The sequence below is a fragment of the Streptomyces durocortorensis genome (assembly GCF_031760065.1).
Lineage (GTDB): Bacteria > Actinomycetota > Actinomycetes > Streptomycetales > Streptomycetaceae > Streptomyces.
Window position 1 is genome coordinate 1,776,708 of the sequence record NZ_CP134500.1, and the last position, 25,186, is coordinate 1,801,893.

Here is a 25,186-nt window from a genome sequence, read left to right on the forward strand (position 1 = left end):
GCACAGGACGTGGAAGGCCCCTCCGCGGCTCGGTCGACGCTCACGCCAAGCCGGCCAGCGTGGCCACTTTCGTAGCCGTGAGGTCCGGTTCAAGCCGGTACGGAACGGGGTGAGGCAGCGCCCACGATTCCACGAAAAAAGGCCCCTGGCCTGCGATATTGCAGGTCAGGGGCCTGTGGGGCAGACGAGTCGTGCTGTACGCCGGGTTCTGTCTCCCGGTCGCCTCGCGGCGGCCGGGGAGACGGCCATCCATCTAGGACCGGCATTGCTGCCGGCCTCGTGCGGTCTACCCGTGAACTCGGGCGAGCAGCCCTCGGGCGTTCACGCAGGGCCGTCCCGTTTCCGGCACGACCCCATCTTGACCTTGCTCCGGGTGGGGTTTACCTAGCCGCCTGAGTCACCTCAGGCGCTGGTGGTCTCTTACACCACCGTTTCACCCTTACCCGCGACCGAAGTCCCGGGCGGTCTGTTCTCTGTGGCACTGTCCCGCGGGTCACCCCGGGTGGCCGTTAGCCACCACCCTGCTCTGTGGAGCCCGGACGTTCCTCGGGAGGATCCGGGGATCCCCACGCGGCCGTCCGCACGACTCGTCTGCCGTGAACGCCATCCTACCGGGCCGTACGGGGAGCCCTGCCGACGTCCCTCAGCCGAGGTCTCTCCAGGTCGAGGACGAAAGGCTCGGGGAGCGGGAGGCTCTGGGAGCGGGATGGGGAGCGGCTGACCGTACGGGATCGTGAGGGCGACGGCTCACCGCGGTTTCCCCTTAGACCGGTTCCGCAGGGACACGATGCTTGACCTTGTCGCAGCGTCAGCGTTTCTACTGGCCGCATGCGTATCGGAGAGATCGCCGCGCTCGTCGGAGTCACCTCCCGGGCCGTCCGGCACTACCACCACATCGGCCTCCTGCCCGAGCCCGCCCGGCAGGCCAACGGCTATCGCGCGTACACCGTCCGTGATGCCGTGCTGCTGGCCAGGATCAGGCGGCTGACGGAGATCGGGCTCTCCCTGGACGAGGTGCGGGACGTGCTCGCGGACGACGCGGGGCGGGACCTGGCCGAGGTGCTCGGGGAACTGGACGCCGATCTGGCGCGGCAGGAGCGGGAGATCCATGAGCGGCGGCAGGTCCTGGCCGCGCTCCTGGAGGCGCCGCTCGCCTCGGACGGGCCGTTCTCCCCCGCCCTCGCCACGCTCTTGGAGAACGCACCCGCCACCGCGTCCCCGGCCGCCGCGAAGGACCGCGAGCATCTGGCGTTGCTGGACGCGGCGGGCGGTGGGGCCGGGGCCGAGGTGTTCGCGGCGCTGCGGCCGCTGGCCGAGGACCCGGGCGTACTCGCCCTGTACACGCGGCTCGACGAGCTGGCCGGGGCCGGGGCGGACGATCCGCGTATCGCGCCCCTGGCGGCCGAGCTGGTCGCGGCCGTGCCGGACGAGGTGCTGGCGGTGATCCCGGACGGGGAGCCCGCGCCGGCCGGGTTCGGGCGGGTGCTGCTCGACGACTACCCGCCCGCGCAGCGCGAGGTGGTGCGCCGGGTGATGGTGGCGCTGGCCGAGCGGGTACGGGGGAGGAAGGCGTGAGCGCCGAGAGGGCGCCGGGGCTGCGGGTGGCCAGGGCCGCCGCGTGGTCGGTGCTGCCCGGTGAACTGGTGCTGGTCGTCTGTGCGGTGGCCGGGGTGCGGATACCCGCCCCGGTCCTGCTGGGGGCCGGGGCCCTGGTGGTGGCCGTGCTCGTCCTGGAGGCCTCGGTGCTGTGGCGGCTGTACGCGGCGTCCCGCCGACGGGACGGCACCGGGCGGCGGGCGGCCCTGCGGTCGGCGGTGGGCACTCTGGTGCCGGTGGCGTTGCGGCGGCTCGTGACGCACGAGTTCAGGGCCCTGCACAGCCTCGGGCTGTGGGTCGTACGTCGTCGGCACCGGATTCCGGAGGGAGCACTGCCCGTCCCGTACACCGAGCCGCAGACCGGGGTGATGTACACCTTCGCGTTCGTCTCCGTCCTGGAGACGGTGGTGCTGGCCCTGGTGATCCCCTGGCCGCTGGTCCACGCGATCCTGCTCGTCGTGGATGTGTACGGCGTCCTCGTGGTCCTCGCGATGCACGCGGCGTGCGTGACCCGGCCGCACGTGGTGGAGGCGGACGGGTCGCTGCGGCTGCGCTACGGCGCCCTGTTCGACCTCCGGGTGCCCGCCGCCGTCATCGCCGCCGCCCGGGTGGAGCGGCGCTTCCCGGGCGGGGGGCTGGTCCGGGTGGACGAGGACGGGACGCTCGATCTGGCGGTGGGGAGCCGGACGACGGTGACCGTGGAGCTGACGGAGCCGGTGGAGTTCGTGCGGCCGCTCGGCCGGCGCGGGAGCGCCCGTACGCTCCGATTCAACGCGGACGATCCCCGGGCGGCCGTCGCGGCTCTCGTGACGCCCTCGCTCACGCCGGAGCGAACAGCACCGACCCCGACCCCGGGCCTGCCTGCGTGAGCCGGACCCGCAGCCGTTCCCCCAGCGGGAGCGGGGCCGTGCCGCCCTCGACCCGGCCGACGACCGCCGGGTCCCGGAGGTGAACGGTGCCGACGGACGGATCGCGGTCCTGGACGTCGACGACGTACGCGTCGAAGACCTCGCCCACGTGCCGCTCCAGCAGCGCCGCCTCGACCAGGTCCACGCTGGCGCGCTCCACGGTGTTGGCGCGGCGCGTGCCCTCGGCCATCTCCTTCGGGAGGGCGGGGAGCGCCTCCCGTGCCCAGTCCGGGACCTCCTTCCCGGCGGTCGCGGCGAGGCAGAGTTCGGAGGCGTACCGGTCGACCAGGCGGCGCAGCGGCGCGGTGCAGTGCGTGTAGAGGTCGGCTACGGCGGCGTGCACGGCGGGGTCGGGGAGGTCGTCGTCGTCGAAGGCCGTGTACCCGGCCCCGCGCAGCAGGGTGGTGCACTCCTGGAGGAACGCCGCGTCGTTGGCCTTGCCCGGGTCGAGGGAGCGGACGACCTCGGCGTACGGGACGTGGTGCGGCCAGTCGACGCGCAGGGCGCGGGCGGAGCGCCGCAGCCGGGCGACGGCCCCGTCGGGGGCGACCGGGAGGGTGCGCAGGATGCCGGTGCCCGCGTCGGCCATCAGCCGGGCGGCGGCCATGCCGGTGAGGAGCGAGATCTGTGCGTTCCAGGCCTCGGCGGGGAGCGTGGCGCGGTAGGCGAGGCCGTAGGAGCCCTCGTGCTCGACGATCTCCTGTTCGGGGACGTTGAGCGAGATGCCGCCGCGCGCCAGCTCCTGCTCCTCACGCAGCCGGCCGATGTCGCGGAGCAGGGCGAGGGGCTCCTCGGCGGTGCCCGCGTCGATCTGTCGCTGCACGCCCGCGTAGTCGAGCTTCGCCCGGCTGCGGACCAGGGCCCGGCGTACGTCGGTGGCGACGGCCCGCCCATCGCTGTCGAGGTCGATCCGCCACAGGGCGGCCGGGCGCACCTCGCCGGGGAGAAGGCTGGCGGCTCCCTCGGAGAGGACGGCGGGATGGAGCGGAAGCCGGTCGTCGGGAAAGTAGAGCGTGGTGACCCTGCGGTGGGCCTCGGCGTCGAGCGCGCCGCCCGGCCGTACGAAGGCGGCGACGTCCGCGATGGCGTAGTGCACACGGTAGCCGTCCCGGCGGCGCTCCAGGTGCATCGCCTGGTCGAGGTCCGTGGAGGCGGGCGGGTCGATGGTGAGGAACGGCAGGTCCGTGGCGTCCTCGCGGGCCCCCCAATCCGGGGCTCTCGCCGCCGCCTCCGCCTCCGCGAGCACCTCGGGCGGGAAGGCGCCGGGCAGACCGGGCTCGGTGCGCAGCGCCCGCAGGGCGGCCCCGAGCGAGCAGTCGGCTGCGCCGGTCATACGCAGGTGGCGGCGGGGCATGGACCGAGCGTAGGCCGGGAGGGGGCGGGCGGCATCCGGGCGGTGCGCCGTGGCCCGAGCACGGGGAGCACCGCCGCGAGCCGGACGTGGCGGCCCGGCTGTGCGCCGCCGTCCCGCGCGTACGGGCAGGGCCGGCCCGTCCCCGTACCCTTGCCGGGGACCCGGAGCGCCCGCACGCGGACCGGGCCCGCGCTTGCGCCGTACGTACGAAGGAGAACCGCCGTGCTCGTGCTGTTGCCGCCCTCCGAAGGAAAGGCCGCCTCGGGGCGGGGGGCGTCCCTGAAGCCGGAGTCGCTGTCGCTTCCGGGGCTCGCCCCGGCCCGGGCGGCGGTGCTGGACGAGCTGGTCGAGCTGTGCCAGGCGGACGAGGAGAAGGCGCGCGAGGTGCTCGGGCTCAGTGTGGGGCTGCGGGGCGAGGTCGCGAAGAACGCCGAGTTGCGGACCGCCGGGACCCGTCCTGCCGGGGAGCTGTACACCGGTGTGCTGTACGACGCGCTGGATCTGGCGTCTCTGGACTCGGGCGCCCGGCGGCTCGCGTCGACGTCGCTGCTGGTCTTCTCCGGGCTGTGGGGCGCGGTCCGGATCGGCGACCGGATTCCGCCGTACCGCTGCTCGGGGGGCGTGAAGCTGCCCGGCCTCGGAGCGCTCGGCGCGTACTGGCGCACGCCCATGGCAGCCGTCATGCCCGAGGCCGCCGGGGGCGGGCTCGTCCTGGACCTGCGGTCCTCGGCGTACGCCTCCGCCTGGAAGCCGAAGGGTGAGGTGGCCGCGCGCACGGCGAGTGTGCGGGTGCTCCAGTCCCAGGTGGTGGACGGCGTCGAGAAGCGGTCCGTGGTGAGCCACTTCAACAAGGCGACGAAGGGGCGGCTGGTACGGGATCTGCTGCTGGCGGGGGCCCGGCCGAAGGGTCCGGCCCAGCTGGTGGAGGCGTTGCGGGACCTCGGTTACGTGGTGGAGGCCGAGGAGCCTGCCCGGGCCGGGCGGCCGTGGGCGCTGGATGTGGTGGTGACGGAGATCCGCTGAGGGCTGTTCCGTCATCCCTGGCGGGCGGTCGGCAGTCTGACGACAGGCCCTGGGGAGGAAAGGAGATCCGCTGGGCCCGGGACAGCCGTGCGTTGCAGTGTGCGCAACGTGCGTTGCAGATACTGACGCCCGCGCGGCACTATGACCCCATGAACTCCTCCGCGCCGCCCTCCGTCCTGGATCTCGCCCCCGTCGTCCCCGTCGTCGTCCTGCACGACGTGGCCGACGCGGTGCCGCTGGCGCGGGCACTGGTGGCGGGCGGGCTCCCGGCGATCGAGGTGACGCTGCGGACGCCCGCCGCACTGGAGTCCATCCGGGCCATGGCCGCCGAGGTGCCGGGCGCGGTGGTCGGTGCGGGCACGGTCATCTCCCCGCAGCACGTGCGCGACACCGTCGGCGCCGGGGCCCGCTTCCTGGTCAGCCCGGGCTGGACGGACGCGCTGCTCGACGCGATGAAGGCGTCCGGCGTGCCGTTCCTGCCCGGTGTCTCGACGACCTCCGAGGTGGTGGCCCTGCTGGAGCGCGGGGTGAGCGAGATGAAGTTCTTCCCGGCCGAGGCGGCGGGCGGCACGGCTTACCTCAAGGCCTTGTCCGCGCCGCTCCCCCAGGCCCGGTTCTGCCCGACCGGCGGCATCTCGCCCGCCTCCGCCCCCGCCTACCTCGCCCTGTCCAACGTGGGTTGCGTGGGCGGCAGTTGGATGGTTCCGGGCGACGCGCTGGCGGCGAAGGACTGGGACCGGGTGGCCCGGCTCGCGGCGGAGGCCGCGGCACTCGGGGCCTGACCCGCAGAAGGTCAGCGCGGCATCCGGACCGCGTGGAGCCCGCCGGTGCCCAGCGCAGGCAGCCCCAGCAGGAGCCGCGGCGCCCTCTCCGGCGGACGGGGCCGGAGGCGCGCGCCGAGGCAGCCCCGCACAGGCCGCCAGGGGGCGCGATGTCCCCGGTCGTCGTCAGGGAGAGTCGTCGTCAGGGAGAGCAGTGCGTGCGTCCCCCGCCCCCACGACCGAGGGCACGAAGGTGGCGACGAGCGCGGCCGGGGCGACCTTCGCGACCGGCATCCCGCACCCGAGGAGGATCGGGCCGGTACCGCGAACACCCGGATCACCGCGCCCGAGACGCCGACCTTCGCGGCCGTCACGGAGACCAGCGGCCCGGCGGCGCGCCCGAGCAGCTCCGTCGACCAGGTCGGCGTCGGCCCTAGCGCAGGTGGGAGGTGTCGTTGAGCAGCCGTACGGAGGCGTTGCCGTCCCCGTAGTACGCGACCTCGGAGATCGAGGCCGCCGACAGCTCCATCCGGAACAGCGCCTCGGGCGGGGCCCCCAGCGCGAGGCGGACCAGTGTCTTGATCGGGGTCACATGGGTGACGAGCAGGACCGTGCGGCCCGCGTACCGGGCGACGATCCGGTCCCGCGCGGCCGCGACCCGGTCGGCGACCTCCGTGAAGCTCTCGCCACCGCCGGTCGGCGCGGTGTCCGGGGAGGCCAGCCACGCGGTGAGGTCGTCGGCGTACCGGTCCCGTACCTCCCCGAACGTCAGGCCCTCCCACGCGCCGAAGTCCGTCTCGCGCAGGCCCTCGTCGATGCGCACGTCCAGGCCGAGACGGGCGCCGACGGCGGCCGCGGTCTCGCGGCAGCGGCGCAGCGGCGAGCTGACGATCTCCTGGACCGTGCCCAGGGCGGCGAAGTGCTCGGCCGCGCGCTCGGCCTGGCCGCGGCCGGTGGCGGAGAGTTCGGGGTCGGTGCCGCCGCTTCCGGAGAACCGCTTCTGGGGCGTGAGCGCGGTCTCGCCGTGCCGGAGCAGAACGAGGGTGGCGGGCGCGCCCAGGTCGGGGGCCGAACCCCAGCCGACCTGCGGCGATCCGGCGGTCTCGGGCGAGGTCCCGCCCGGAGTCGCGGCGGGCGCGGATGCGGCGGCGTCCGTCGGCTCCGGGGCCACCGTCCGTGAACCCTCCGAAGTCCCCGGCGCCCCCTCGGCCGCTTCGGCCCCCGGCACCGGGAAAAGCCCGTCCGCCTCCGGGGCCGCCGAGCCACCACGCGCGGCCGCCAGGGCCGCGCGGGCCTTCGCCGCGCCTGCGGCCGCGTCGCCGGGCGGACCCTGGACGGGCGGAGCCGTACTCGCGGTGCGGTGGCGCGACGGGGCGTCCAGCTCGGCCGTCGAGGCGGACGCCTCCCACTGCCTGCCGTCGCGGCCCGCGTCCATCGCCTCGTTGGCGAGCCGGTCGGCGTGCTTGTTCTGCGCGCGCGGGATCCATTCGTACGTCACGGAGGACGGCGGCAGGATCGCGGCGGCGCGGGCCGCCAGCGGCTTCATGTCGGGGTGCTTGATCTTCCAGCGCCCCGACATCTGCTCGACGACCAGTTTGGAGTCCATCCGGACGTGTACCCGCAGCCCGCCGCCCTCGCTCCCCGCGTCCGGGAACAGCGCCTTCGCGGCCGTCAGACCGGCGATCAGGCCCCGGTACTCGGCGACGTTGTTGGTCGCGACGCCGATGTACTCGGCGACCTCGGCGAGGGTCTCACCGGTGGCCGCGTCGATGACGACGGCGCCGTAACCGGCGGGCCCCGGGTTGCCCCGGGAGCCGCCGTCGGCCTCGACCACCAGTCGGCGGACAGCGGGGGCAGCGCTCATTACAGGCCCGACTCCGAGGTGCGGACCAGGATGCGGTGGCAGTTCTCGCAGCGCAGGACCGTGTCGGGAGACGCGGCCCTCACCTCGCCCACCTCGGCCATGTTCAGCTCCAGGCGGCAGCCCTCGCAGCGGCGCTGGTAGAGCCGGGCGGCGCCGACCCCGCCCTGCTGGGCGCGGAGCTTGTCGTACAGCTTCATCAGGTCGGCGGGGATGACCTCGGCGACGACCTGGCGGTCCTTGGTCACCGTGGCGGCCTCGGCGTCCAGCTCGGCCGTCGCGGCGTCGCGGCGGGCGGTGGCGGCGTCGACCTTGGCCTGGACGGCGGAGACCCGCTCGGTCAGTTCGGCGACCCGCTCCTGGGCGGCCTCGCGGCGCTCCATGATCTCCAGGACGACGTCCTCCAGGTCTCCCTGGCGCTTGGCCAGCGAGGCGATCTCGCGCTGGAGGCTCTCCAGGTCCTTGGGCGAGGAGACCGCGCCGGAGTCCAGGCGCTGCTGGTCGCGGACGGCGCGCTGGCGCACCTGGTCGACGTCCTGCTCGGCCTTGGTCTGCTCGCGGCTGGTGTCGCTCTCCTCGGTGGTGGAGGCGACCAGCAGGTCACGCAGCTGGGCGAGGTCGTTGCCGAGCTGCTCGATCTCGGCGTGCTCCGGCAGCGAGGTGCGCTTGTGGGAGAGCTGGGCGAGACGTACGTCGAGGGCCTGGACTTCGAGGAGTCGGATCTGGTCGGCGGGCGCGGCGTTCAGTTGGGGGCTCCAGAGGAATGGTGGGTGGTCCAGGGGTCGGTGACCTGCTTCGAGACATGGACCCGCAGGTCCCATCCGTGGCGGTCGGAAAGCGCGTCGAGCTGCGCGGCCGCCTGCTCGCACCAGGGCCACTCGGTGGCCCAGTGCGCGGCGTCGACCAGGCCGAGCGGCGAGTGCTGCACGGCCTCGGACGCCGGGTGGTGGCGCAGGTCGGCGGTGAGGAAGGCGTCGACGCCCGCGGCGCGCACGGCGTCGAAGAGGCTGTCGCCGGAGCCGCCGCTGACGGCGACGGTACGCACGAGCGCCTCCGGGTCGCCCGCCAGCCGGATGCCCTGCGCGGTGGCGGGGAGCCGGGCGGCGGCCCTGGCGGCGAAGGCGGCCAGGGTCTCGGGGTGGTCCAGCTCGCAGATCCGGCCGAGTCCGCGCCGCCCGGCGGGGTCGGTGGGGTCCGGTACGAGGGGTCCGGTGATCCGCAGGTCCAGGGCGCCGGCGAGGGCGTCGGAGACACCGGGGTCGGCGGAGTCCGCGTTGGTGTGCGCGACGTGCAGCGCGACGCCGTGCTTGATGAGGGTGTGGACGACCTTGCCCTTGAAGGTGTCGGCGGCGACCGTCGTCGTCCCGCGCAGATAGAGCGGGTGGTGGGTGACGATCAGCTGGGCGCCGAGCTCCAGGGCCTCGTCGGCGATCTCGTGGACGGGGTCGACGGCGAACAGCACCCGGCCGATCTCCGCGTCCGGGTCGCCGCAGACCGTACCGACCGCGTCCCATCCCTCGGCCCGCTCGGGGGGCCAGAGGGCGTCGAGGGCGGCGATGACTTCAGACAGACGGGGCACGGGGGAAAGGCTACCTGTCCGGCGTGGTCCGCCGCCCCTGACCGCCGGACCTGTACGCCGGGACCGGCGGCCGGGCACGAATCGTTACTTCACCAGGTCGGGACCGCGCGGCCGAAAGGACTACTTCACCAGGTCCGCGCGCAGGTCGTCCAGGACGAGGCCCGCCGAGGTGACGCCGAGGCCCAGGTACCAGGTCTCGTCGGAGACGTCCTTGGCCCGGCCCTCCTTGACGGCCTTCAGGTTCTTCCACAGCGGGTTGGACCGGGCGGTGTCGCGCTGGGTGGCCTTCGGGTCGCCGTAGACGCCGGTGAAGATCCAGTCGGCGTCCGCCTCGTCGATCTTCTCCGGGCTGATCTCGGTGGCGAGGTCCTCGATCTGCTGGTTCTTCGGGCGGGGCAGGCCGACGTCTTCCAGGATGGTCCCGATGAACGAGGCCTTGGCGTACAGCCGGAGGCGGTCGGGCAGGTAGCGGACCATGGAGACGGTCGGCTTGTCGGCGCCGATGTCGTCGCCGAGCTTCTTCGCCTTCGCCCGGTACGCGGCCAGCGCCGATTCGGCCTGCTCCGTGCGGTCCAGGGCGGCCGCGTTGAGGAGGTAGTTCTCCTTCCAGGTGAAGCCCGGGCGGATGGAGAACACGGTCGGGGCGATCTTGGACAGCTCGTCGTACTTGTCCGCGGCGCGCAGCTGGCTGCCGAGGATCAGGTCCGGCTGGAGGCCCGCGATGGCTTCGAGGTTGAGGCTGTTGATCGTGCCGACACTCTTGGGCTCGCCCGCGTCCTTCTCCAGGTACGAGGGGATGGCCGCGTCGCCCTCGCTGGGCGCGTAGCCGACCGGCTTCAGGCCCAGCGAAACAACGTTGTCGAACTCGCCGACGTCCAGCACCACCACGCGCTTCGGCGCCGCCTTGATCTCGGTCCTGCCCATGGCGTGGGTGAGGGTACGGGGGAACTCGCCGGCCTCGGCGTCGGTGCCGTACGCCGCCGTCTTCTTCGCCGCGTCCGCGAAGTCCTTGCCGCCGGTGGCGACAGCGGCCTTCTTGTCGCCGCCCGCGTCGGAGCCGGCCGCGCCGCCGTCGCCGCCCCCGCAGGCCGAGAGGGAGAGGGCGGCGGCAACCGCCAGGGCGACTGCGGCGGTACCGCGGGGCCGAAGGGACATCGCTTGCTCCTGCTGATGCGCGTACGTGCCGGGGGCACGCCTGTTTGGTTAGGGCTGCCTAACCATAGGCGCGGCCGCCTCCGCCAGCACACTCACCCCCTCCACCTCAGGAGAATCCGGGCATCGCCACCCTTATGTGTGAAGTGAGGTGGCTCGCGTTGTTCGGCTGGAAGTGCGAAAACTAGCTTTCGTAGCCGGAGGTGACGAGTCCATGACTGCCTGTGCCATCGAGGGTGGAACCGCCGGGGCCGCCGCGACGGCGGAACCCGGACCGGAAGAGGAACCCGGACCGGAGGAGAAAGGGTCCGCCGCGCCCGAAGCGCCTGCCGGGGCGCACATCCCCGCCCCGCCCGCGTTCCCCCCGTCCGCGATCCCGGGCCGGGGCGCACCCGGAGGCTCGACCCCACGCACACCCCCCGGTGGCCTCACGCTCACGGCGGACGGGGCGTACGCGGCACGGCTCACCGCGGCCCCCGGGGCGCCGGGCGAGCGTGCCTGGTATCCGGAGCGCTGGACCCTGGACGGGCCCGAGCCGTACGCGGTGCCCCTCCCCCTCGGCCAGCCCGAGGAGCCGGACTCCCAGGTGGTCCCGCTCACCGACGGGCGGGTGCTGATCCAGCGCCGGGTGGCGGACCGGCAGATGTTCTCGCTGCTCTACCCGACCGGACCCGGCACCGGCGAACTCCCGCTGGGCGCCGTCGAGTCCCCGGAGACGACCCTGCTGCCGCCGTCGCCGGACGGCCGTAGCGTGTACGCCCTGGCGGTCGGCGGGCACGCCTCGTATCTGTGGCGGGTGGCGGGCGGCGCCTTCGGTCCCGAACGGATCGCGCAGATCCCCGGGCGCTGCTCGGGCGGGGTGTGGCTGGACCGGGCGGGCCGGATGCTGGCGCTGGACCGGCAGGTGCCGGGCGGCGGTCCGGTCAAGACGGTCGCCGTCGATCTCGGGCGGCAGGGCGAGGTGACACCGCTGCTCCAGATCGCACCGGAGAGCAACGACCGGCTGCTGCTCGCCGACGCCGACAGCGGGCTGCTGCTGCTCCGCTCCGACGCCCCGGGCCACGACCGGCTCGGCTGGGGTGTGGTGGGCAGTTGCCTGCCGGTCAGGTTTCCGGAGTGCCTGCGCCCGGCGGATGCGGCGGTGACGCCGTTCGCGGTGCAGCCCGGGCAGATGCTGATGCCGGAGAGCTGTGCGGTGGCGCTGCGGATCGACGGCGCGGCGGGCAGCTGGGTGGGGGTCTGGCGTCCGGCGGGGCGCAGGCTGCACCACTTCGCGGCACCGGAGGGCTGGTCGGCGGGGGCCGGTTACTGGAGCCGGGAGGGGGTGCTGCATCTCCCGTACGCGAACGGCGCGACGCCCTGCGGTGTGGCGCGGCTGGAGGCCCCGGAGGACACGGAGTCATCCTCCGGCACGGACCGGGCGCAGGGCTCGGGCAGCGGAGCGGAACCGTCCGCCGCCGTTGCCGCTCCTGCTGTGTGTAAGCCCGTTCCGTTGGGGCAGGCACCTCTGCACCGAGCCGTGCGACCGACCTGTGACAGGTCCTAGACTCGGGCCCCTGGGCTGACAGCCGCACGTGCGACACAAGCAAGCGATCACAACGGGGTGACTTCCCACATGTCCGAAGCGCGAACCGACACGACCCAGACGCGCCCGCAGGGGGCGGACGAGGGAGCAGGAACCGGCGGTTCCGGCAAGCACCGAGGGGGTGCGTCGATGGAGAACACGTCGGTGCAGCCGCACGGGCGCCACCGGCGGCCCGCCGAGGACGAATCCAGGGCGGCCTGAACCACCGGGCGGATGCACCGCGGGAGGGCCCGGACCGGCGAACAGCCGGTCCGGGCCCTCCCCCGTTTCCGTTTCCCTACTGCCGCTTCAGCCCCAGCACTTCGGCTGCCGCGAAGGTCTCGTTCGGCGGGCGCTCCGCGTAGTACGGGGTGAGCAGCTCGTCCAGTTCGGCGAAGGTGAACGCCTCCTTCGCCGCGTCGAACCGGGCGGCCACCCGCGGCCGTTCGACGACGGCGACCATGCCCCCGTGGACGACCAGCAGCTGCCCGTTGACCCCGGCCGCCGCAGGTGAGGCGAGGTAGCCGACGAGCGGGGAGACATGCTCGGGAGCCAGCGGGTCCAGGGTCCCGTCGGCCGGTTCCTGGAAGCCCGCGAACACGTCCTCGGTCATCCGGGTCCGGGCGCGCGGGCAGATGGCGTTGACGGTGACGCCGTACCTGGCGAGAGCCAGTGCGGTGGAGGTGGTGAGACCGACGATGCCGCCCTTGGCCGCCGCGTAGTTGGGCTGGCCCGCCGAGCCCGCGAGGAACGCCTCCGACGAGGTGTTGACGATGCGCCCGTAGACCGGGCCGCCCGCTTCCTTGGACCGGGCGCGCCAGTGGGCGGCGGCGAAGTGCGTGGTGTTGAAGTGGCCCTTGAGGTGGACGCGGACCACCGCGTCCCACTCGTCCTCGGTCATCGAGAAGATCATCCGGTCGCGCAGGATGCCCGCGTTGTTGACGAGGATGTCGAGCCGGCCGTAGGTGGAGACCGCCGATTCCACGAGCGCCCGGGCCTGTTCGTGGTCGGAGACGTCGCCGAGGTGGGCGACGGCACGGCCGCCGGCTGCCCGGATCTCGGCGGCGACCTCCTCGGCGGGCGCGGCGGACGCCTCGCCGGAGCCGTCACGGCCCGGCTGTCCGTAGTCGTTGACGACGACGGCCGCGCCGAGCCGGGCCAGTTCGAGGGCTTCGGCGCGGCCGAGGCCGCGGCCCGCGCCGGTGACGATCGCGGACAGCCCGTCCAGCGGGAGGGGAAGTGACATCGGATTCCTCAACGTGGTCGGTCGGGTGCCGGGCTCAGAGCTCGATGCAGGTACGCAACGACTCACCCGTGCGCATCTGGTCCAGGGCGTCGTTGACGCCGTCCAGCCGGACCCGGTGGGTGATCATCGATTCCAGGTCTATCCGGCCCGCCCGCCAGAGCGCGACGGCCCGTTCGTAGGAGCGCAGGACGTCCCCGCCGCCGTACATGGAGGGCAGGATGCGCTTCTCGTCGAAGAACAGCTCGAACATGTTGAGCTGGAAGTTGTCGTCCATGGCCCCGGCCCCGACGACGCACAGGGTGCCGCCACGGCGGGTGTGCTCGTAGGCGGTGCGGGTGGTGGCGGACTTGCCGACGACCTCGAAGACGTAGTCGAAGCCCTCGCCGCCGGTGATGCGCTGCTTGGCGTCGGCCAGCCCGTCCGGGTCGAGGGCCTCGGTGGCGCCGAAGCGGAGGGCGGCCTCGCGGCGGGAGGCGACCGGGTCGACGGCGACGATCTGGGCGGCGCCCTGGACCCGGGCGCCCTGGATCGTGGAGATGCCGACCCCGCCGCAGCCGATGACGGCGACCGATGAACCGGCCTCCACCTTGGCGGTGTTGATGGCCGCTCCGAGGCCGGTGGTGACCCCGCAGCCGATCAGGGCGGCGATCTCGAACGGTACGTCGTCGGGGATCGGCACCGCGCAGCCCGCGCCGACGACGACCTCCTCGGTGAAGGTGCCGGTGCCCGCGAAGCCGAAGACATCGCCGCCGGGGCGCTTGAAGTTCGGGGTGCCCGCGTTCATGAAGCCCGCCAGGCACAGCTGGGTCTGGCCGCGTTTGCAGGACGGGCAGGCGCCGCAGGCGGGCAGCCAGCAGACGAGGACCCGGTCCCCGGCGCTCAGCCCGGTCACCCCGTCGCCGACGTCGACGACCTCGCCCGCGCCCTCGTGCCCGGGGACGAAGGGGGCGGGCTGCGGGAGGACGCCGCTCATGGCGGAGACGTCGGAGTGGCAGAGCCCGGTGGCCCGGATGCGGAGCTTGACCTTTCCGGGGCCGAATCCCACCGCCTCGACGTCGTCGAGGACTTCCAGCTTCTCCTGGCCTGTCTCGTGCAGTACGGCTGCGCGCATGGGTACGGCTCCCCTCACATCGTGATCTTCGGCAAGGCTGCTGGCACTGGTTCTGGCGCTGACGCTGGCACTGGCGCCGGTGTGTTCAGGAGTGCTCGACGAGCGTGTCGGCGAGGACCGCCGCGTCGTCCCGCTCGACGGCGGAGACGGTGACCTGGACGCGGCCCTCGTCGGCCCACATCCGGATGCGGAGGGTCTCGCCGGGGAACACCACGCCGGCGAAGCGGGTGCGGTAGGCACAGATGCGGGACACATCGCCGTCCAGCAGGGTGTCGGTGACGGCCTTCAGGGTCATGCCGTAGGTGCACAGCCCGTGCAGGATCGGCCGGTCGAACCCGGCGAGCTTGGCGAAGGCGGGGTCGGCGTGGAGCGGGTTCCAGTCCCCTGACAGCCGGTAGAGCAGCGCCTGGTCGTCACGGACGGGGCGCTCGACCGTGCGGTCGGGGGCCCGCTCCGGCGGGGCGAGCCGGTCGGAGGGACCGCGCTCACCGCCGAACCCGCCCTCTCCCCGTACGAAGATCTCGGCGTCGTTCGTCCACAGCGCCCCGTCGCTGTCGCTCGCCTCGGTACGCAGCACGATGACGGCGGCCTTGCCCTTGTCGTACACCGCCGCGACCTTCGAGGTCTGTACGGCGCGTCCGGCGACCGGGAGCGGCCGGTGGACCCGTACGGACTGCCCGCCGTGCAGGACGCGCGCCAGGTCCACGTCGATCCCGGGCGCCCCCATGCCGCCGAACGCAGCCGTCCCCGCGCCCGCGACGGTGGCGAAGCTCGGCAGTACCTGGAGCCGGGATTCCAGGGTGTAGCGCAGCTCGTCGGGGTCGGTGGCGGGGCTGCCCGCGCCGAGGCCCAGGTGATAGAGCTGCACGTCCTTGTGGTCCCAGCCGATCTCGGCTCGGCGGGGTTCGGCGGCGATGGCCGCTCGGGCATCAATGGGCATGGCGAAGCCGCTCCTTGATGATGGGAAGACCTCGGCGCGACCGTCCGCACCGTCGCCCGCACCGAGGTCGTGCGGTGACCGGCAGGGCGCGCCTCGTGTAGAACGCGTTCTAGCCGATGGCCCATGTATAACGCAGCCCCCCGAAGTTGGGAAGACTGCTGACGTCGTGTCAGATCAGGGCGCCCGGCCGACGGCTGCCTACCCTGGGCGGGTGAACGAGATGCCCCGGGAGCACCGGCCCACGAGGTCCGTCCGTGTCCTGCTCGCGGAGGACGGGGCGGCGGCCCGTGGCGCCCTGGCGATACGGCTCGGCATGGTGCCGGACTTCGCGGTGGCCGCCCGGGCCGGCACCGGGGACGAGGCCGTGGCGGCGGCCCTGACGTCACGCCCCGATGTGGCTCTGCTGGACTTCGAACTGCCGGACGGGGGAGGCCCGGCGGCCGCCGCCGCGCTGCTGGCGGAGGTGCCGGAGTGCCGGGTGCTGATCCTGGCGACGTTCGGCGGTCCTGACCGGCTGCGGCAGGCGCTGGCGGCCGGGGCGGTCGGGTTCCTGGTCAAGGACGGCCCGGTGGAGGATCTGGTCCGGGCGATCCGGGCGGCCCTGACCGGGGAGACGGTGATCGACCCGGCGTTCGCGGGGGCGCCCCCCGAAGCCCCGACGGCCACCTGACCCCTCCCCGTCACACCTTGGCCGGGACCTCGGCCGGAGGACGCGGGCTGCGGTGGTTCGGCAGCCAGAGCAGCATCACGACCGCCCCGGCTAGCAGCACCCCGCTCGCCGTACGGAAGGCCATGGCGTACCCGGCGGTGATCTCGGCCGCGTCGCCGGACCCCCCGGTGCGGGCGGCGGCGACGGTCGAGAGCACCGCGAGGCCGAGCGCCCCGCCCATCGTGCGGGAGGTGTTGATCAGCCCGGAGACGAGTCCGGCGTCCCCGGGGGCCGCGCCGGAGGTGGCGAGGGCGGCGAGCGGGGTGGAGGCGAGGCCCGCCCCGGCCATCATCAGGATGCCGGGGAACATGATCGCGGTGAGGTAGGAGCCGTCCACACCCATGGTGGACTGCCAGCCGAATCCCGCGGCGGTGATCAGGACCCCGGCGACGGCGAGGCTCTTGGCCCCCGTACGCACCATCAGCCGGGGCCCGATCTTGGCGCCGATGACGACGGCGGCCGAGGTCGGCATCAGGGCGAGCCCGGCCTGCAACGGCGTGTAGCCCAGGACGTTCTGGGCGTACACGGTCATGAAGTACCACATGGAGAAGGTCGCCGACCCCATGAGCAGCATCGATACGTTGGCCGACGACACCGCCCGTACGGAGAACACGCGCAGCGGGATCAGCGGCACCGCCGTCCGCGCCTCGACCGCCACGAACGCGGCGAGCAGCGCCACCCCGGCCAGCAGCGGTACGAGCGTGGCGGCCGCCCAGCCCTCGGCCTCGGTCTGGACGATCCCGTACGCGACGGCGGCGAGGCCCGCGGTGACGAGGACCGCGCCCAGCAGGTCGATCCGGCGCCGGTCGCCCGCCCGGCCCTCGGTGATCCGCAGGGCGGCGGCGACCAGGACGAGGGCCCCGATCGGCACGTTGATCAGGAGGACCCAGCGCCAGGACAGGGCGTCGGTGAGCACCCCGCCGACGAGCCCGCCCGCCGCACCGCCGCCCGCGCCGACCGCCATCCAGGTCCCGATGGCCTTGGTCCGGGCGGGGCCCTCGGGGACGGCGGCCGTGAGGATGGTGAGCGTGGCCGGGGCGAGCACGGCCGCCCCCAGGCCCTGAACGCCACGCGCGGCGAGGAGCTGCCAGCCCTCCTGGGCGAGGCCGCCCGCGAGGGAGGCGGCGGTGAAGAGGCCGAGCCCGACGAGGAACATCAGCTTGCGCCCGTAGATGTCGGCGGCCCGCCCGCCCAGCAGCATGAACCCGGCGAACGCGATCGAGTAGGCGTTGACGACCCACTGGAGCGCGGCGGCGCTCAGCCCCAGGTCGGCCCGCATCGAGGGAAGCGCCACATTGACGACGGCGACATCGAGGACGACGAGGAACTGGCCGGTGCAGGCGGCGAGGACGACGGCCCAGGTGCTGGGTGGTATTCGCGGGGTGGCCGATGGGGCGGAGACGGGCACGGAGACGTCAGGCATGCAGGTCATGGTCGCAGGCGGCGAGCGGCCCGTACATCGGGCATCGGACGCAGGTCCCGGGTCCCGGGCCACAGGCGTCGCGCGCCCCCGGACCCAGGGGCGGATTCAAGGGGCCGTACGCACCGCACGCGCCCCGGACCCAGGGGCCGATTCGCGGGGCCGAACGCACCGCACGGCCGCAAGGCTCAGGTGCGCCGCAGCAGCGTGACCACCGCCGCGCCGCCCAGTCCGATGTTGTGGGCGAGGGCCGTCCGTGCGCCGGGGACCTGGCGGGCTCCGGCCTCGCCGCGCAGGTGCCAGGTCAGCTCGGCGGCCTGGGCGATGCCCGTGGCGCCCAGGGGGTGGCCCTTGGAGATCAGCCCGCCCGACGGGTTCACCACCCAGCGCCCGCCGTAGGTGGTCGCCCCGGACTCGACGAGCTTGCCGGACTCCCCCTCGCCGCACAGGCCGAGCGCCTCGTAGGTGAGGAGTTCGTTGACGGAGAAGCAGTCGTGCAGCTCGATGACGTCGAGGTCGTCCGGGCCGAGGCCGGAGGCCGCGTAGACCTGCTGGGCCGCGGCCTTGGACATCGGGGCGCCGACCGCGTCGATGCAGCTGCCGGAGGCGAAGGAGGCGTCGGTGTCGGTGGTCATGGCCTGGGCGGCGATCTCCACGGCCCGCTCCCCCAGTCCGTGCCGCTCGACGAACCGCTCGGAGACGACGACGGCCGCCGCGGCCCCGTCGGAGGTGGGCGAGCACTGGAGCTTGGTGAGGGGGCGGTGGACGGTACGGGCGGCGAGGATCTCGTCGACCGTGTACGGGTCCTGGAACTGGGCGTACGGGTTGTTCACCGAGTGCCGGTGATTCTTGGCGCCGACCGCCGCGAGCTGCGCGGGCGTGGTCCCGTACCGCTCCATGTGCTCACGGGCCGCGTTCCCGAAGATCTGCGCGGTGGGCGGGGACGTCTCGAAGCCGTGGGCGGCGGCCATGATTCCGTAGTGCCGGGCGACGGGCGAGGTCGCGAAGTCGCCGCCGGAGCCTGATCCACCACCCGATCCGCCGCCCAATGACCCGCGCGCCATCTTCTCGAAGCCGACCGCGAGCACGCAGTCGCTGCCGCCGCCCGCCACGAACTGCCGGGCGAGCATCAGGGCGGTGGAGCCGGTGGCGCAGTTGTTGTTGACGTTGTAGACGGGGACTCCGGTCAGCCCCAGCTCGTAGACGGCACGCTGTCCGGCGGTGGAGGCCTGGAAGCAGTAGCCGACGGGAACCTGTTCGACCTGGTCGTAGCGGACGCCCGCGTCGGCCAGGGCGGCGGTGCCCGCTTCGCGGACCATGTCCCAGTACTGCCAGTCGCGGGTCTCCGGCTTCTCGAACCTCGTCATACCGACGCCGACGATGTAGGCCTTCATCTTCCGACTCCTCTTGTCTTTGCGGTCAGTCCCGGGGGAGGCCGAGGATCCGTTCGGCGATGACGTTCAGCTGGATCTGGGTCGTGCCGCCCGCGATGGTCAGGCAGCGGGACATCAGGAAGCCGCGGAGGGCCTGCTCCCCCGCTCCCGGCTCGTCCACCGCGCCGTCCGGGCCGAGGAGTTCGAGGGTGAGTTCGGCGGCCTTCTGCTGGTGGACGGTCTGGAGGAGTTTGCGTACGGAGGCCCCGGCACCCGGTTCGAGGCCGGAGACCTGCCGGAGTGTGGTGCGCAGCCCGATGCAGGCGAGGGCGTGGGCCTCGGCGGCGAGCGTGCCGATACGTGTCCGGGTCGTGTCGTCGAGTCCGGCGGAGCGGGCGATCAGCGCTTCGAGGCCGCTGCCGAAGGTCATCCGGTCGGCCATGTGGACGCGTTCGTTGCCCAGGGTGTTGCGGGCGACGCGCCAGCCGCCGCCGACCTCGCCGACGACTGCGTCGGCGGGGAGGAGTACGTCGTCGAAGTAGACCTCGTTGAAGAGGGATTCCCCGGTGATCTCCTTCAGCGGGCGGATGTCGATGCCTCGGGCCTGCTTCATGTCGACCAGGAAGTAGGTGAGGCCCCGGTGCTTGGGCGCGTCCGGGTCGGTGCGGGCCAGCAGGATGCCGTGGTCGGCGGTGCGGGCGGCGCTCGTCCAGACCTTCTGCCCGGTGATCCGCCAGCCCTCGTCGGTCCGTACGGCGCGGGTGCGCAGGGCGGCGAGGTCGGACCCGGCGTCGGGCTCGGAGAAGAGCTGGCACCACTGGAGGTCGCCGCGCAGGGTGGCCGGCAGGTAGCGCTCCCGCTGAGCCTCGGTCCCGTACGCGATGAGGGATGGCACGACCCAGGTGGCGATGGAGAGGTCGCTGAGGCGGATGCCCTGCTCCCTCGATTCCTGCTGGATCGCCAGCTGTTGTACGGGGCCCGCGTCCAGTCCGTACGGGGCGGGCAGGTGCGGGGCGGCGTAGCCGGTGGCGGCCAGCGCCCGGCGGGCCTCGCGGGGCGGGAGGCCCTGGGCGGCTGTGAGGTGATGGCGGGCCTCGGTGCGGTGGCGGGCGGCCTCGGCGGGGAGTTCGAGGGCGAGTTCGCGGCGGGCCCCGGCCTCGGCGAGGCGGGCGGCGCGCAGCCGGTGGACGTCGGCGGTACCGAGGAGCTGCCGGGCGAGGACGGCTCGGCGCAGGTGGAGGTGGGCATCGTGCTCCCAGGTGAAGCCGATCCCGCCGAGGATCTGGATGGCGTCCTTGGCGCAGCTGTACGCGGCTTCGGGTGCGGTGGCGGCGGCGAGGGCGGCGGTGAGCGCGCGCACTTCAGGTTCTCCGTCCGCCGCCCGGGCCGCGTCCCAGGTCAGCGCGCGAGCCTGTTCGAGGCGGACGAGCATGTCGGCGCAGAGGTGTTTGACGCCCTGGAACGCGCCGACGGGCCGCCCGAACTGCTCGCGTACGGTGGCGTGTTCGACGGCCGTGTCCAGGCTCCGGGCGGCTGTCCCGCAGGCGTCGGCGGCCAGGAGGACGGCGGCCAGTTCGCGGACGAGCGCGGGGCCCGGGGGCAGGGACCGGTGCGCCGGTACGCGGACGGCGTCGGCGCTCACCTCGGCGGTGGGGCGGGTCGGGTCGACGCTGCGGTGCGGGCGCACGGTGAGCCCGTCGGCCCCGGCGTCCACGAGGAACCAGCGCTCGCCGTCGGCCGTGGCGGCGGGCAGGAGCAGCAGGTCGGCCGCGGCGGCGGAGAGCACGGGCGGCGCGGTGCCGTCGAGCCGGTGACCTCCCTCGACGGGGGTGGCGGCGAGGGTGCCGGGGGCGAGGGCGAGCGCGGCGGCGAGGCCCCCGCCCGCCAGGTCGCGGAGCACCCCGCCCAGCGCGCCGGCCGCCGGACCGGCGGCCCGGTGGAGCACGGCGGAGGTCAGCGTGGTCGCGAGGTACGGGCCCGGCAATGAGGCGTAGGCGGCCTCCTCCAGGACGACGGCGAGGTCGAGGAGATCCCCGCCGCCACCGCCGTACACCTCGGGCAGATGTATCCCGGCCAGCCCCTGCGCGGCGAGCGCCTCCCAGTGCGCGGGGCGCGCGCCGGGGGCGGCCAGGCCCTCCGCGTCGAGGAGTTCGCGCACCTCGCCGGGCGGCGCGGCGTGCGCCAGCCATCCGCGTACGGAGTGCGACAGCGCGCGGTGTTCTTCGGTGATGCCGATACCCGTGCCGATGCCCATGCGAGTCCTCGCCGGTCGCAGCCACTGGAACGGCGCAAGAGTAGAACACGTTCCAATCTGACGGAAGGTCAGGAGGGCGATCGGTCCACGGGGGAACCTCCGGGGCGGCATGCGGAGTACGTAGGCCCGGAGGAAGCGTTTAGCATGAACGCACCTGAGGGAGCCCGGGTGGAGAACGCTGCCCGGGGGCCCTGCGCGGCGGCCCGTACGGAGATTGCGCAGATACGGACGGAAACCCAGGGGGACCACCGATGAAGAAGAAGCCGACCATGGCGGCCGTCCGCCGGGAACTGCTGCACATCGCCGTGCTGTCGGTGCCGGTGGGCATCGCGATCCTGCTCGTCGACCGCTTCCTGGGCGACGGCTAGCCCCGCCGACCGGAGCGGACGACCGGTACGGCACGATGGTCGCCGCCCTGGAACAGCCCCGGGCCGCCCCGCCCCACCTGGAGGAACCCCGTGACCGCCGAGTCCGCAGCCACTCCTGCGTCCGCGCCCGCCGCCGGACCCGGCCCGGAGATCCTCGCCGCGTTCGAGGCCGCCAAGGGCTTCATGCCCGTCCACGAGGGCCTCGCCCTGTACACCGCCGCCACCGGGGCCGGCGCGCTCGGGCTGCCCCTGCTGGAGGTGGGCACGTACTGCGGCCGCTCCACGATCCTGCTGGCGGACGCGGCGCGGGCGGCCGGGGTGAGCGCGCTCACCGTCGACCACCACCGGGGCAGCGAGGAGCAGCAGCCGGGCTGGGAGTACCACGACCCGAGCGTGGTGGACCCCGAGGTCGGGCTGATGGACACCCTGCCGACGTTCCGCCGCACCCTGCACCGGGCCGGTCTGGAGGACCACGTGGTGGCGCTCGTCGGGCGCTCCCCGCAGGTCGCCGCCGTCTGGGCAGGTCCGCTCGGGCTCGTCTTCATCGACGGCGGACACACCGACGAGCACGCGAACGGGGACTACGAGGGCTGGGCCCCGCATGTCGCCGAGGGCGGGCTGCTGGTCATCCACGACGTGTTCCCCGACCCGGCCGACGGCGGGCAGGCCCCGTACCGGGTGTATCTGCGGGCGCTGGCCTCCGGTGCGTTCACCGAGGTGTCGGCGACGGACTCGCTGCGCGTGCTACGGCGTACGGGTACGGGCATCTGACACCCGGGCCGCCACCCTGGTGGCCGGACACGGCTATCCGACACCCGGGCCGCCGCCCCGGCAGCCGGACACGGGCATCCGGGTCGGCACCCGGCGGCCGGGTGGGTAGCATCGCCGCGTGCCGTACGACGACAGCCCTCCCCCCACCCGCCGTACCCGGCCCCTGTTCGCGGCCGCCGCGCTCACCGCGCTCTGTCTGACCGCCGCCGGATGCGGTGGCGGCCCCGGAGCGGACCAGGCCGGTGCGGCCTCGCCCGGGCCGGGCGGGAGCGGAGCCTCCGCGACGGCCGCGACTCCGCCGCCCGCACCGACCGGGGACCGGCCGGAACCCTCCGCGTCCCTCGCCGAGCCGCTGCCGCGCGGCCCCCTGACCGGCCGGACGGTGGTGATCGACCCGGGCCACAACCCGCGTAACCGCGAGCACACCCGGGAGATCAACGCGAAAGTCGACATCGGCACCGGGCGCAAGGAGTGCGATACGACCGGTACAGCCACCAACGACGGTTACGCGGAGGCCCGGTTCACGCTCGACGTGTCACACCGGCTGCGCGCCCTGCTGGAGGCGCAGGGGGCACGGGTCCGGCTGACGCACGACGACGACCGGCCGTTCGGGCCGTGCATCGACGAGCGGGCGCGGATCGGCAACGAGGCCAAGGCCGACGCGGTGGTCTCGGTGCACGCCGACGGGTCGGGCGTGGGCAACCGGGGCTTCCATGTGATCCTGCCCGCCCGGGTGAAGGGCGGCGGGGCCGACACCACGAAGATCGTGGAGAGTTCGGCCGACCTCGGGGCCAGGATCGCCGGGCACTTCGTCCGCACGACCGGAAGCGCGCCTTCCAATTACATCGGCGGGAATTCCGGTCTGGACACGCGCAGCGATCTCGGCGGACTGAATCTGTCGACTGTGCCCAAAGTGTTCGTCGAATGCGGCAATATGCGTGACCCGAAGGACGCCACCCTGCTTACCAGCGCCAGTTGGCGACAGAAGGCGGCCCAGGGCCTGGCCGACGGGATTGCGAGCTACCTGGAGGGGTAGTTCTGCGGTGATATTGGGGGGATACCCGTTCAGAATCCGGGCTGGGACGCAACCCGCCCGAGCAGACGATAGATTCATCCGTACGATGGGGAGCCGCTCCCGAGCTTCGTGCCGTACCGCCGCACCGGCGGCAGCGACGACCGCCCCGACGAGACGACCGACTAAGGACCTTCACGTGAATATCCGCTCCCTCACTCGAGGCGATGGCGTGGTGATCGGAGCAGCGGTCGTGCTGTTCATCGCCTCTTTCCTCGACTACTCCAGCTATGACTGCCCCTCGGGCATCGACTGCTCCCGCTTCGACAGCCCGAACGCCTGGGACTCGCTCGGGCTCCTGATGAGCGTCTTCCTCGCCGGTGTCATCGGCGCGGCGCTGGTGGTCGTCGGCCGGACCATGCCGGGCCGCAAGGTCGCCGGGCTCGACATCGGCCAGTTCGGTGTGGCGCTCACGGTCTTCGCGCTGTGGACGGCGTTCTGGACGATCCTCGACATCAACGACGCCGGGGCCGGTCTGATTCTCGGCCTGCTGGCCGCCATCGTGCTCGCGGCGGCGGCGGTCGCCGCTCCGCTGATCCCCGCGCTCAAGGCCCCGCTCGTCGGCGCCCCGAAGCCGGCTCAGGGCATCCAGCCGCCGTACGGCGCGCAGCCCGGCCAGGGCTACGGCTACCCGGGCGCCCAGCAGCAGCCGTACGGCGCTCAGCCGAGCCAGGGTTACGGCTACCCGGGTGCGCAGCCCGGCGGCCCGCAGGGCCAGCCCGCCCCGGCCGACCCGGCGCAGCAGGCGCAGGCCCCGGACCAGCAGCCCTCGCAGGGCGGCGCGGCCCCGGCGGGCGACTTCACCCCGTTCTGGTTCGCCGTTCCGGTGGCGCGCCCGCTGTACGGCGAGGACGGTTCGCCGAACCCGATCGCCGAGCTGGCGCCGGGCACCTGGTACCTCGCGGTGGAGCAGCGCGGCCAGGGCCTCATCGCCCAGACGCAGGACGGCCGTCGCGGCGTCCTCCAGGACACCACGGGCATCCAGCGCGGCTGATCCGCACGCAGCTCACACAGTGGCCCCCCGCCCTTCCGGGCGGGGGGCCACTGTCGTACAGTCCACTCCTGACAGCAGCTGACGCATCGTCAGCAACGGCCGGAGGGAACGGAATGCGGCTAGGACTCGCGCTCGGATACTGGGGCCGCGGCCCGGACCCCGGCCATCTCCCCCTGGCCCAGGAGGCCGAGCGGCTCGGCTATGACTCGGTCTGGACGGCGGAGGCCTGGGGGTCGGACGCCTTCACCGCGCTGACCTGGATCGCCGCCCGCACCTCACGGCTCCGGCTGGGCACCGGGATCGCGCAGATGGCGGCCCGCACCCCCACCGCGACGGCCATGCACGCGCTGACCCTGGACCATCTCTCCGGTGGCCGGATGCTGCTGGGCCTCGGCCTGTCCGGGCCGCAGGTGGTGGAGGGGTGGTACGGGCGGCCGTTCCCGAGGAGCCCGCTGACCGCGACCCGCGAGTACGTCGAGGTGATCCGGCAGGTGCTGGCACGGCAGGCCCCGGTCGAGCTGGCGGGTCACTTCCACTCCCACCCGTACACCGGCCCCGACGCCACCGGCCTCGGCAAGCCGCTGAAGCCGATCACCCACCCCCTGCGGGCATCCCTCCCCGTCCTGCTGGGCGCGGAGGGCCCGAAGAACATCGCGCAGACGGTGGCGATCGCGGACGGCTGGCTGCCGCTGTACTGGTCGCCGCTGCGCACGGACGTCTACGAGGCCTCGCTCACCGGACTCCGGGACGGGTTCATGATCGCGCCGATGGCCCGCGCGCAGGTCTGCGACGACGTGGCCGAGGGGCTGTGGCCGGTGAAGGCGATGCTCGGCTTCTACATCGGCGGGATGGGCCACGCGGCCCGCAACTTCCACGCGGACCTGATGGCCCGGATGGGGTTCGAGGAGGAGGCCCGCCGGATCCAGGAGCTGTTCCTCCAGGGCCGCAAGGAGGAGGCGGTGCGGGCGGTGCCCGACGCGTTCGCCGACGAGATCTCGCTGGTGGGCCCGCGCGCCCGCATCAAGGAGCGGCTGGAGCTGTGGCGCAAGGGCCCGGTGACGGACCTGCTGGTCACCGCCCCGGACCCGCACACACTGCGGGTCCTGGCGGAACTCAACAGCTAGAGGCGC

General features: G+C 73.7%; 20 protein-coding genes, 1 other RNA gene and 1 pseudogene. 10 read left to right on the plus strand and 12 right to left on the minus strand.

The window, feature by feature from the left end; all coding sequences use genetic code 11:
• Window positions 1-181: 181 nt before the first annotated feature.
• Window positions 182-590: RNase P RNA component class A (rnpB, locus tag RI138_RS07845), an RNA gene on the minus strand.
• Window positions 591-828: 238 nt separating this feature from the next.
• On the opposite strand from rnpB, the gene RI138_RS07850 reads away from it, so the two are divergent.
• Window positions 829-1,575, plus strand: coding sequence for a MerR family transcriptional regulator (locus RI138_RS07850; protein WP_311119329.1), 747 nt, complete (start codon window positions 829-831; stop codon window positions 1,573-1,575).
• Window positions 1,572-2,465: a hypothetical protein gene (locus tag RI138_RS07855; RefSeq protein ID WP_311119330.1), complete on the plus strand. Its 894-nt coding sequence runs from the start codon at window positions 1,572-1,574 to the stop codon at window positions 2,463-2,465. The genes RI138_RS07850 and RI138_RS07855 overlap by 4 nt, the downstream gene beginning before the upstream one ends.
• Here RI138_RS07855 and RI138_RS07860 read toward each other — a convergent pair.
• Window positions 2,416-3,858 carry an RNB domain-containing ribonuclease gene (locus tag RI138_RS07860; protein ID WP_311119331.1) on the minus strand — a complete coding sequence of 481 codons (1,443 nt, stop codon included), beginning with the start codon at window positions 3,856-3,858 and terminating at the stop codon, window positions 2,416-2,418. The genes RI138_RS07855 and RI138_RS07860 overlap by 50 nt on opposite strands.
• Window positions 3,859-4,080: 222 nt before the next feature.
• Here RI138_RS07860 and yaaA point away from each other — a divergent pair, with 222 nt between their 5' ends.
• Both yaaA and eda read left to right on the plus strand, forming a co-directional pair.
• On the plus strand, window positions 4,081-4,881 hold the full coding sequence (gene yaaA / locus RI138_RS07865; RefSeq protein WP_311119332.1) for a peroxide stress protein YaaA: 801 nt from the start codon (window positions 4,081-4,083) through the stop codon (window positions 4,879-4,881).
• A 149-nt stretch (window positions 4,882-5,030) separates the two neighbouring features.
• A complete protein-coding gene (gene eda, locus RI138_RS07870) occupies window positions 5,031-5,663 on the plus strand; it encodes a bifunctional 4-hydroxy-2-oxoglutarate aldolase/2-dehydro-3-deoxy-phosphogluconate aldolase (protein ID WP_096627641.1) in 633 nt (210 codons plus the stop codon).
• Between the two features lie 412 nt (window positions 5,664-6,075).
• Here the strand turns inward: eda and RI138_RS07880 are convergent, their stop codons facing one another.
• The 4 genes from RI138_RS07880 to RI138_RS07895 all read right to left on the minus strand — a co-directional run bounded on the left by RI138_RS07880 (window position 6,076) and on the right by RI138_RS07895 (window position 10,237).
• Window positions 6,076-7,506, minus strand: coding sequence for a bifunctional RNase H/acid phosphatase (locus RI138_RS07880; protein WP_311119333.1), 1,431 nt, complete (start codon window positions 7,504-7,506; stop codon window positions 6,076-6,078).
• Window positions 7,506-8,249, minus strand: coding sequence for a zinc ribbon domain-containing protein (locus RI138_RS07885; protein WP_311122820.1), 744 nt, complete (start codon window positions 8,247-8,249; stop codon window positions 7,506-7,508). Before RI138_RS07885 ends, RI138_RS07880 begins: the two co-directional genes overlap by 1 nt.
• The gene (locus tag RI138_RS07890; protein ID WP_096631623.1) at window positions 8,246-9,082 is read right to left on the minus strand and encodes a Nif3-like dinuclear metal center hexameric protein; all 837 of its coding nucleotides are present in this window, start codon (window positions 9,080-9,082) and stop codon (window positions 8,246-8,248) included. Before RI138_RS07890 ends, RI138_RS07885 begins: the two co-directional genes overlap by 4 nt.
• 120 nt (window positions 9,083-9,202) lie before the next feature.
• A complete protein-coding gene (locus RI138_RS07895) occupies window positions 9,203-10,237 on the minus strand; it encodes an ABC transporter substrate-binding protein (protein ID WP_096631622.1) in 1,035 nt (344 codons plus the stop codon).
• 211 nt (window positions 10,238-10,448) lie between these two features.
• Between RI138_RS07895 and RI138_RS07900 the strand changes: the two genes are divergently transcribed.
• Window positions 10,449-11,780, plus strand: coding sequence for a hypothetical protein (locus RI138_RS07900; protein WP_311119334.1), 1,332 nt, complete (start codon window positions 10,449-10,451; stop codon window positions 11,778-11,780).
• 316 nt (window positions 11,781-12,096) lie between these two features.
• On the opposite strand, the gene RI138_RS07905 is transcribed toward RI138_RS07900, so the two are convergent.
• The 3 genes from RI138_RS07905 to RI138_RS07915 form a co-directional block, all read right to left on the minus strand.
• The gene (locus RI138_RS07905; protein ID WP_311119335.1) at window positions 12,097-13,044 is read right to left on the minus strand and encodes a 3-oxoacyl-ACP reductase; all 948 of its coding nucleotides are present in this window, start codon (window positions 13,042-13,044) and stop codon (window positions 12,097-12,099) included.
• A 34-nt stretch (window positions 13,045-13,078) separates the two neighbouring features.
• Window positions 13,079-14,155 carry a Zn-dependent alcohol dehydrogenase gene (locus RI138_RS07910; RefSeq protein ID WP_096631617.1) on the minus strand — a complete coding sequence of 359 codons (1,077 nt, stop codon included), beginning with the start codon at window positions 14,153-14,155 and terminating at the stop codon, window positions 13,079-13,081.
• Window positions 14,156-14,240: 85 nt separating this feature from the next.
• Complete coding sequence (locus RI138_RS07915; RefSeq protein ID WP_311119336.1) at window positions 14,241-15,095, minus strand: MaoC/PaaZ C-terminal domain-containing protein; 855 nt, start codon at window positions 15,093-15,095, stop codon at window positions 14,241-14,243.
• Between the two features lie 220 nt (window positions 15,096-15,315).
• Between RI138_RS07915 and RI138_RS07920 the strand changes: the two are divergent.
• A pseudogene (locus tag RI138_RS07920) lies at window positions 15,316-15,738 on the plus strand (response regulator); the annotation flags it as partial.
• A gap of 37 nt (window positions 15,739-15,775) precedes the next feature.
• Here the strand turns inward: RI138_RS07920 and RI138_RS07925 are convergent.
• From RI138_RS07925 to RI138_RS07935, 3 genes are all read right to left on the minus strand, one after another.
• A complete protein-coding gene (locus RI138_RS07925) occupies window positions 15,776-17,236 on the minus strand; it encodes an MFS transporter (RefSeq protein WP_311119337.1) in 1,461 nt (486 codons plus the stop codon).
• 176 nt (window positions 17,237-17,412) lie between these two features.
• Complete coding sequence (locus RI138_RS07930; RefSeq protein WP_311119338.1) at window positions 17,413-18,618, minus strand: lipid-transfer protein; 1,206 nt, start codon at window positions 18,616-18,618, stop codon at window positions 17,413-17,415.
• A 25-nt stretch (window positions 18,619-18,643) separates the two neighbouring features.
• Complete coding sequence (locus RI138_RS07935) at window positions 18,644-20,851, minus strand: acyl-CoA dehydrogenase family protein (RefSeq protein WP_311119339.1); 2,208 nt, start codon at window positions 20,849-20,851, stop codon at window positions 18,644-18,646.
• Window positions 20,852-21,402: 551 nt separating this feature from the next.
• Between RI138_RS07935 and RI138_RS07940 the strand changes: the two genes are divergently transcribed.
• The 4 genes from RI138_RS07940 to RI138_RS07955 all read left to right on the plus strand — a co-directional run bounded on the left by RI138_RS07940 (window position 21,403) and on the right by RI138_RS07955 (window position 25,180).
• The gene (locus RI138_RS07940) at window positions 21,403-21,990 is read left to right on the plus strand and encodes a class I SAM-dependent methyltransferase (RefSeq protein ID WP_257002437.1); all 588 of its coding nucleotides are present in this window, start codon (window positions 21,403-21,405) and stop codon (window positions 21,988-21,990) included.
• A gap of 118 nt (window positions 21,991-22,108) precedes the next feature.
• On the plus strand, window positions 22,109-23,026 hold the full coding sequence (locus RI138_RS07945; RefSeq protein WP_311119341.1) for an N-acetylmuramoyl-L-alanine amidase: 918 nt from the start codon (window positions 22,109-22,111) through the stop codon (window positions 23,024-23,026).
• 175 nt (window positions 23,027-23,201) lie between these two features.
• A complete protein-coding gene (locus RI138_RS07950) occupies window positions 23,202-24,056 on the plus strand; it encodes a DUF5336 domain-containing protein (RefSeq protein WP_311119342.1) in 855 nt (284 codons plus the stop codon).
• Between the two features lie 113 nt (window positions 24,057-24,169).
• Complete coding sequence (locus tag RI138_RS07955; protein ID WP_311119343.1) at window positions 24,170-25,180, plus strand: LLM class F420-dependent oxidoreductase; 1,011 nt, start codon at window positions 24,170-24,172, stop codon at window positions 25,178-25,180.
• Window positions 25,181-25,186 lie beyond the last annotated feature (6 nt).

Excerpts from the sequence above, each read along its gene's own strand:
- RI138_RS07850 (WP_311119329.1), top strand. The coding sequence starts at position 829 with ATGCGTATCGGAGAGATCGCCGCGCTCGTCGGAGTCACCTCCCGGGCC.
- RI138_RS07860 (WP_311119331.1), bottom strand. The coding sequence starts at position 3,858 with ATGCCCCGCCGCCACCTGCGTATGACCGGCGCAGCCGACTGCTCGCTC.
- eda (WP_096627641.1), top strand. The coding sequence starts at position 5,031 with ATGAACTCCTCCGCGCCGCCCTCCGTCCTGGATCTCGCCCCCGTCGTC.
- RI138_RS07880 (WP_311119333.1), bottom strand. The coding sequence starts at position 7,506 with ATGAGCGCTGCCCCCGCTGTCCGCCGACTGGTGGTCGAGGCCGACGGC.
- RI138_RS07895 (WP_096631622.1), bottom strand. The coding sequence starts at position 10,237 with ATGTCCCTTCGGCCCCGCGGTACCGCCGCAGTCGCCCTGGCGGTTGCC.
- RI138_RS07900 (WP_311119334.1), top strand. The coding sequence starts at position 10,449 with ATGACTGCCTGTGCCATCGAGGGTGGAACCGCCGGGGCCGCCGCGACG.
- RI138_RS07905 (WP_311119335.1), bottom strand. The coding sequence starts at position 13,044 with ATGTCACTTCCCCTCCCGCTGGACGGGCTGTCCGCGATCGTCACCGGC.
- RI138_RS07910 (WP_096631617.1), bottom strand. The coding sequence starts at position 14,155 with ATGCGCGCAGCCGTACTGCACGAGACAGGCCAGGAGAAGCTGGAAGTC.
- RI138_RS07915 (WP_311119336.1), bottom strand. The coding sequence starts at position 15,095 with ATGCCCATTGATGCCCGAGCGGCCATCGCCGCCGAACCCCGCCGAGCC.
- RI138_RS07925 (WP_311119337.1), bottom strand. The coding sequence starts at position 17,236 with ATGACCTGCATGCCTGACGTCTCCGTGCCCGTCTCCGCCCCATCGGCC.
- RI138_RS07930 (WP_311119338.1), bottom strand. The coding sequence starts at position 18,618 with ATGAAGGCCTACATCGTCGGCGTCGGTATGACGAGGTTCGAGAAGCCG.
- RI138_RS07935 (WP_311119339.1), bottom strand. The coding sequence starts at position 20,851 with ATGGGCATCGGCACGGGTATCGGCATCACCGAAGAACACCGCGCGCTG.
- RI138_RS07940 (WP_257002437.1), top strand. The coding sequence starts at position 21,403 with ATGCCCGTCCACGAGGGCCTCGCCCTGTACACCGCCGCCACCGGGGCC.
- RI138_RS07955 (WP_311119343.1), top strand. The coding sequence starts at position 24,170 with ATGCGGCTAGGACTCGCGCTCGGATACTGGGGCCGCGGCCCGGACCCC.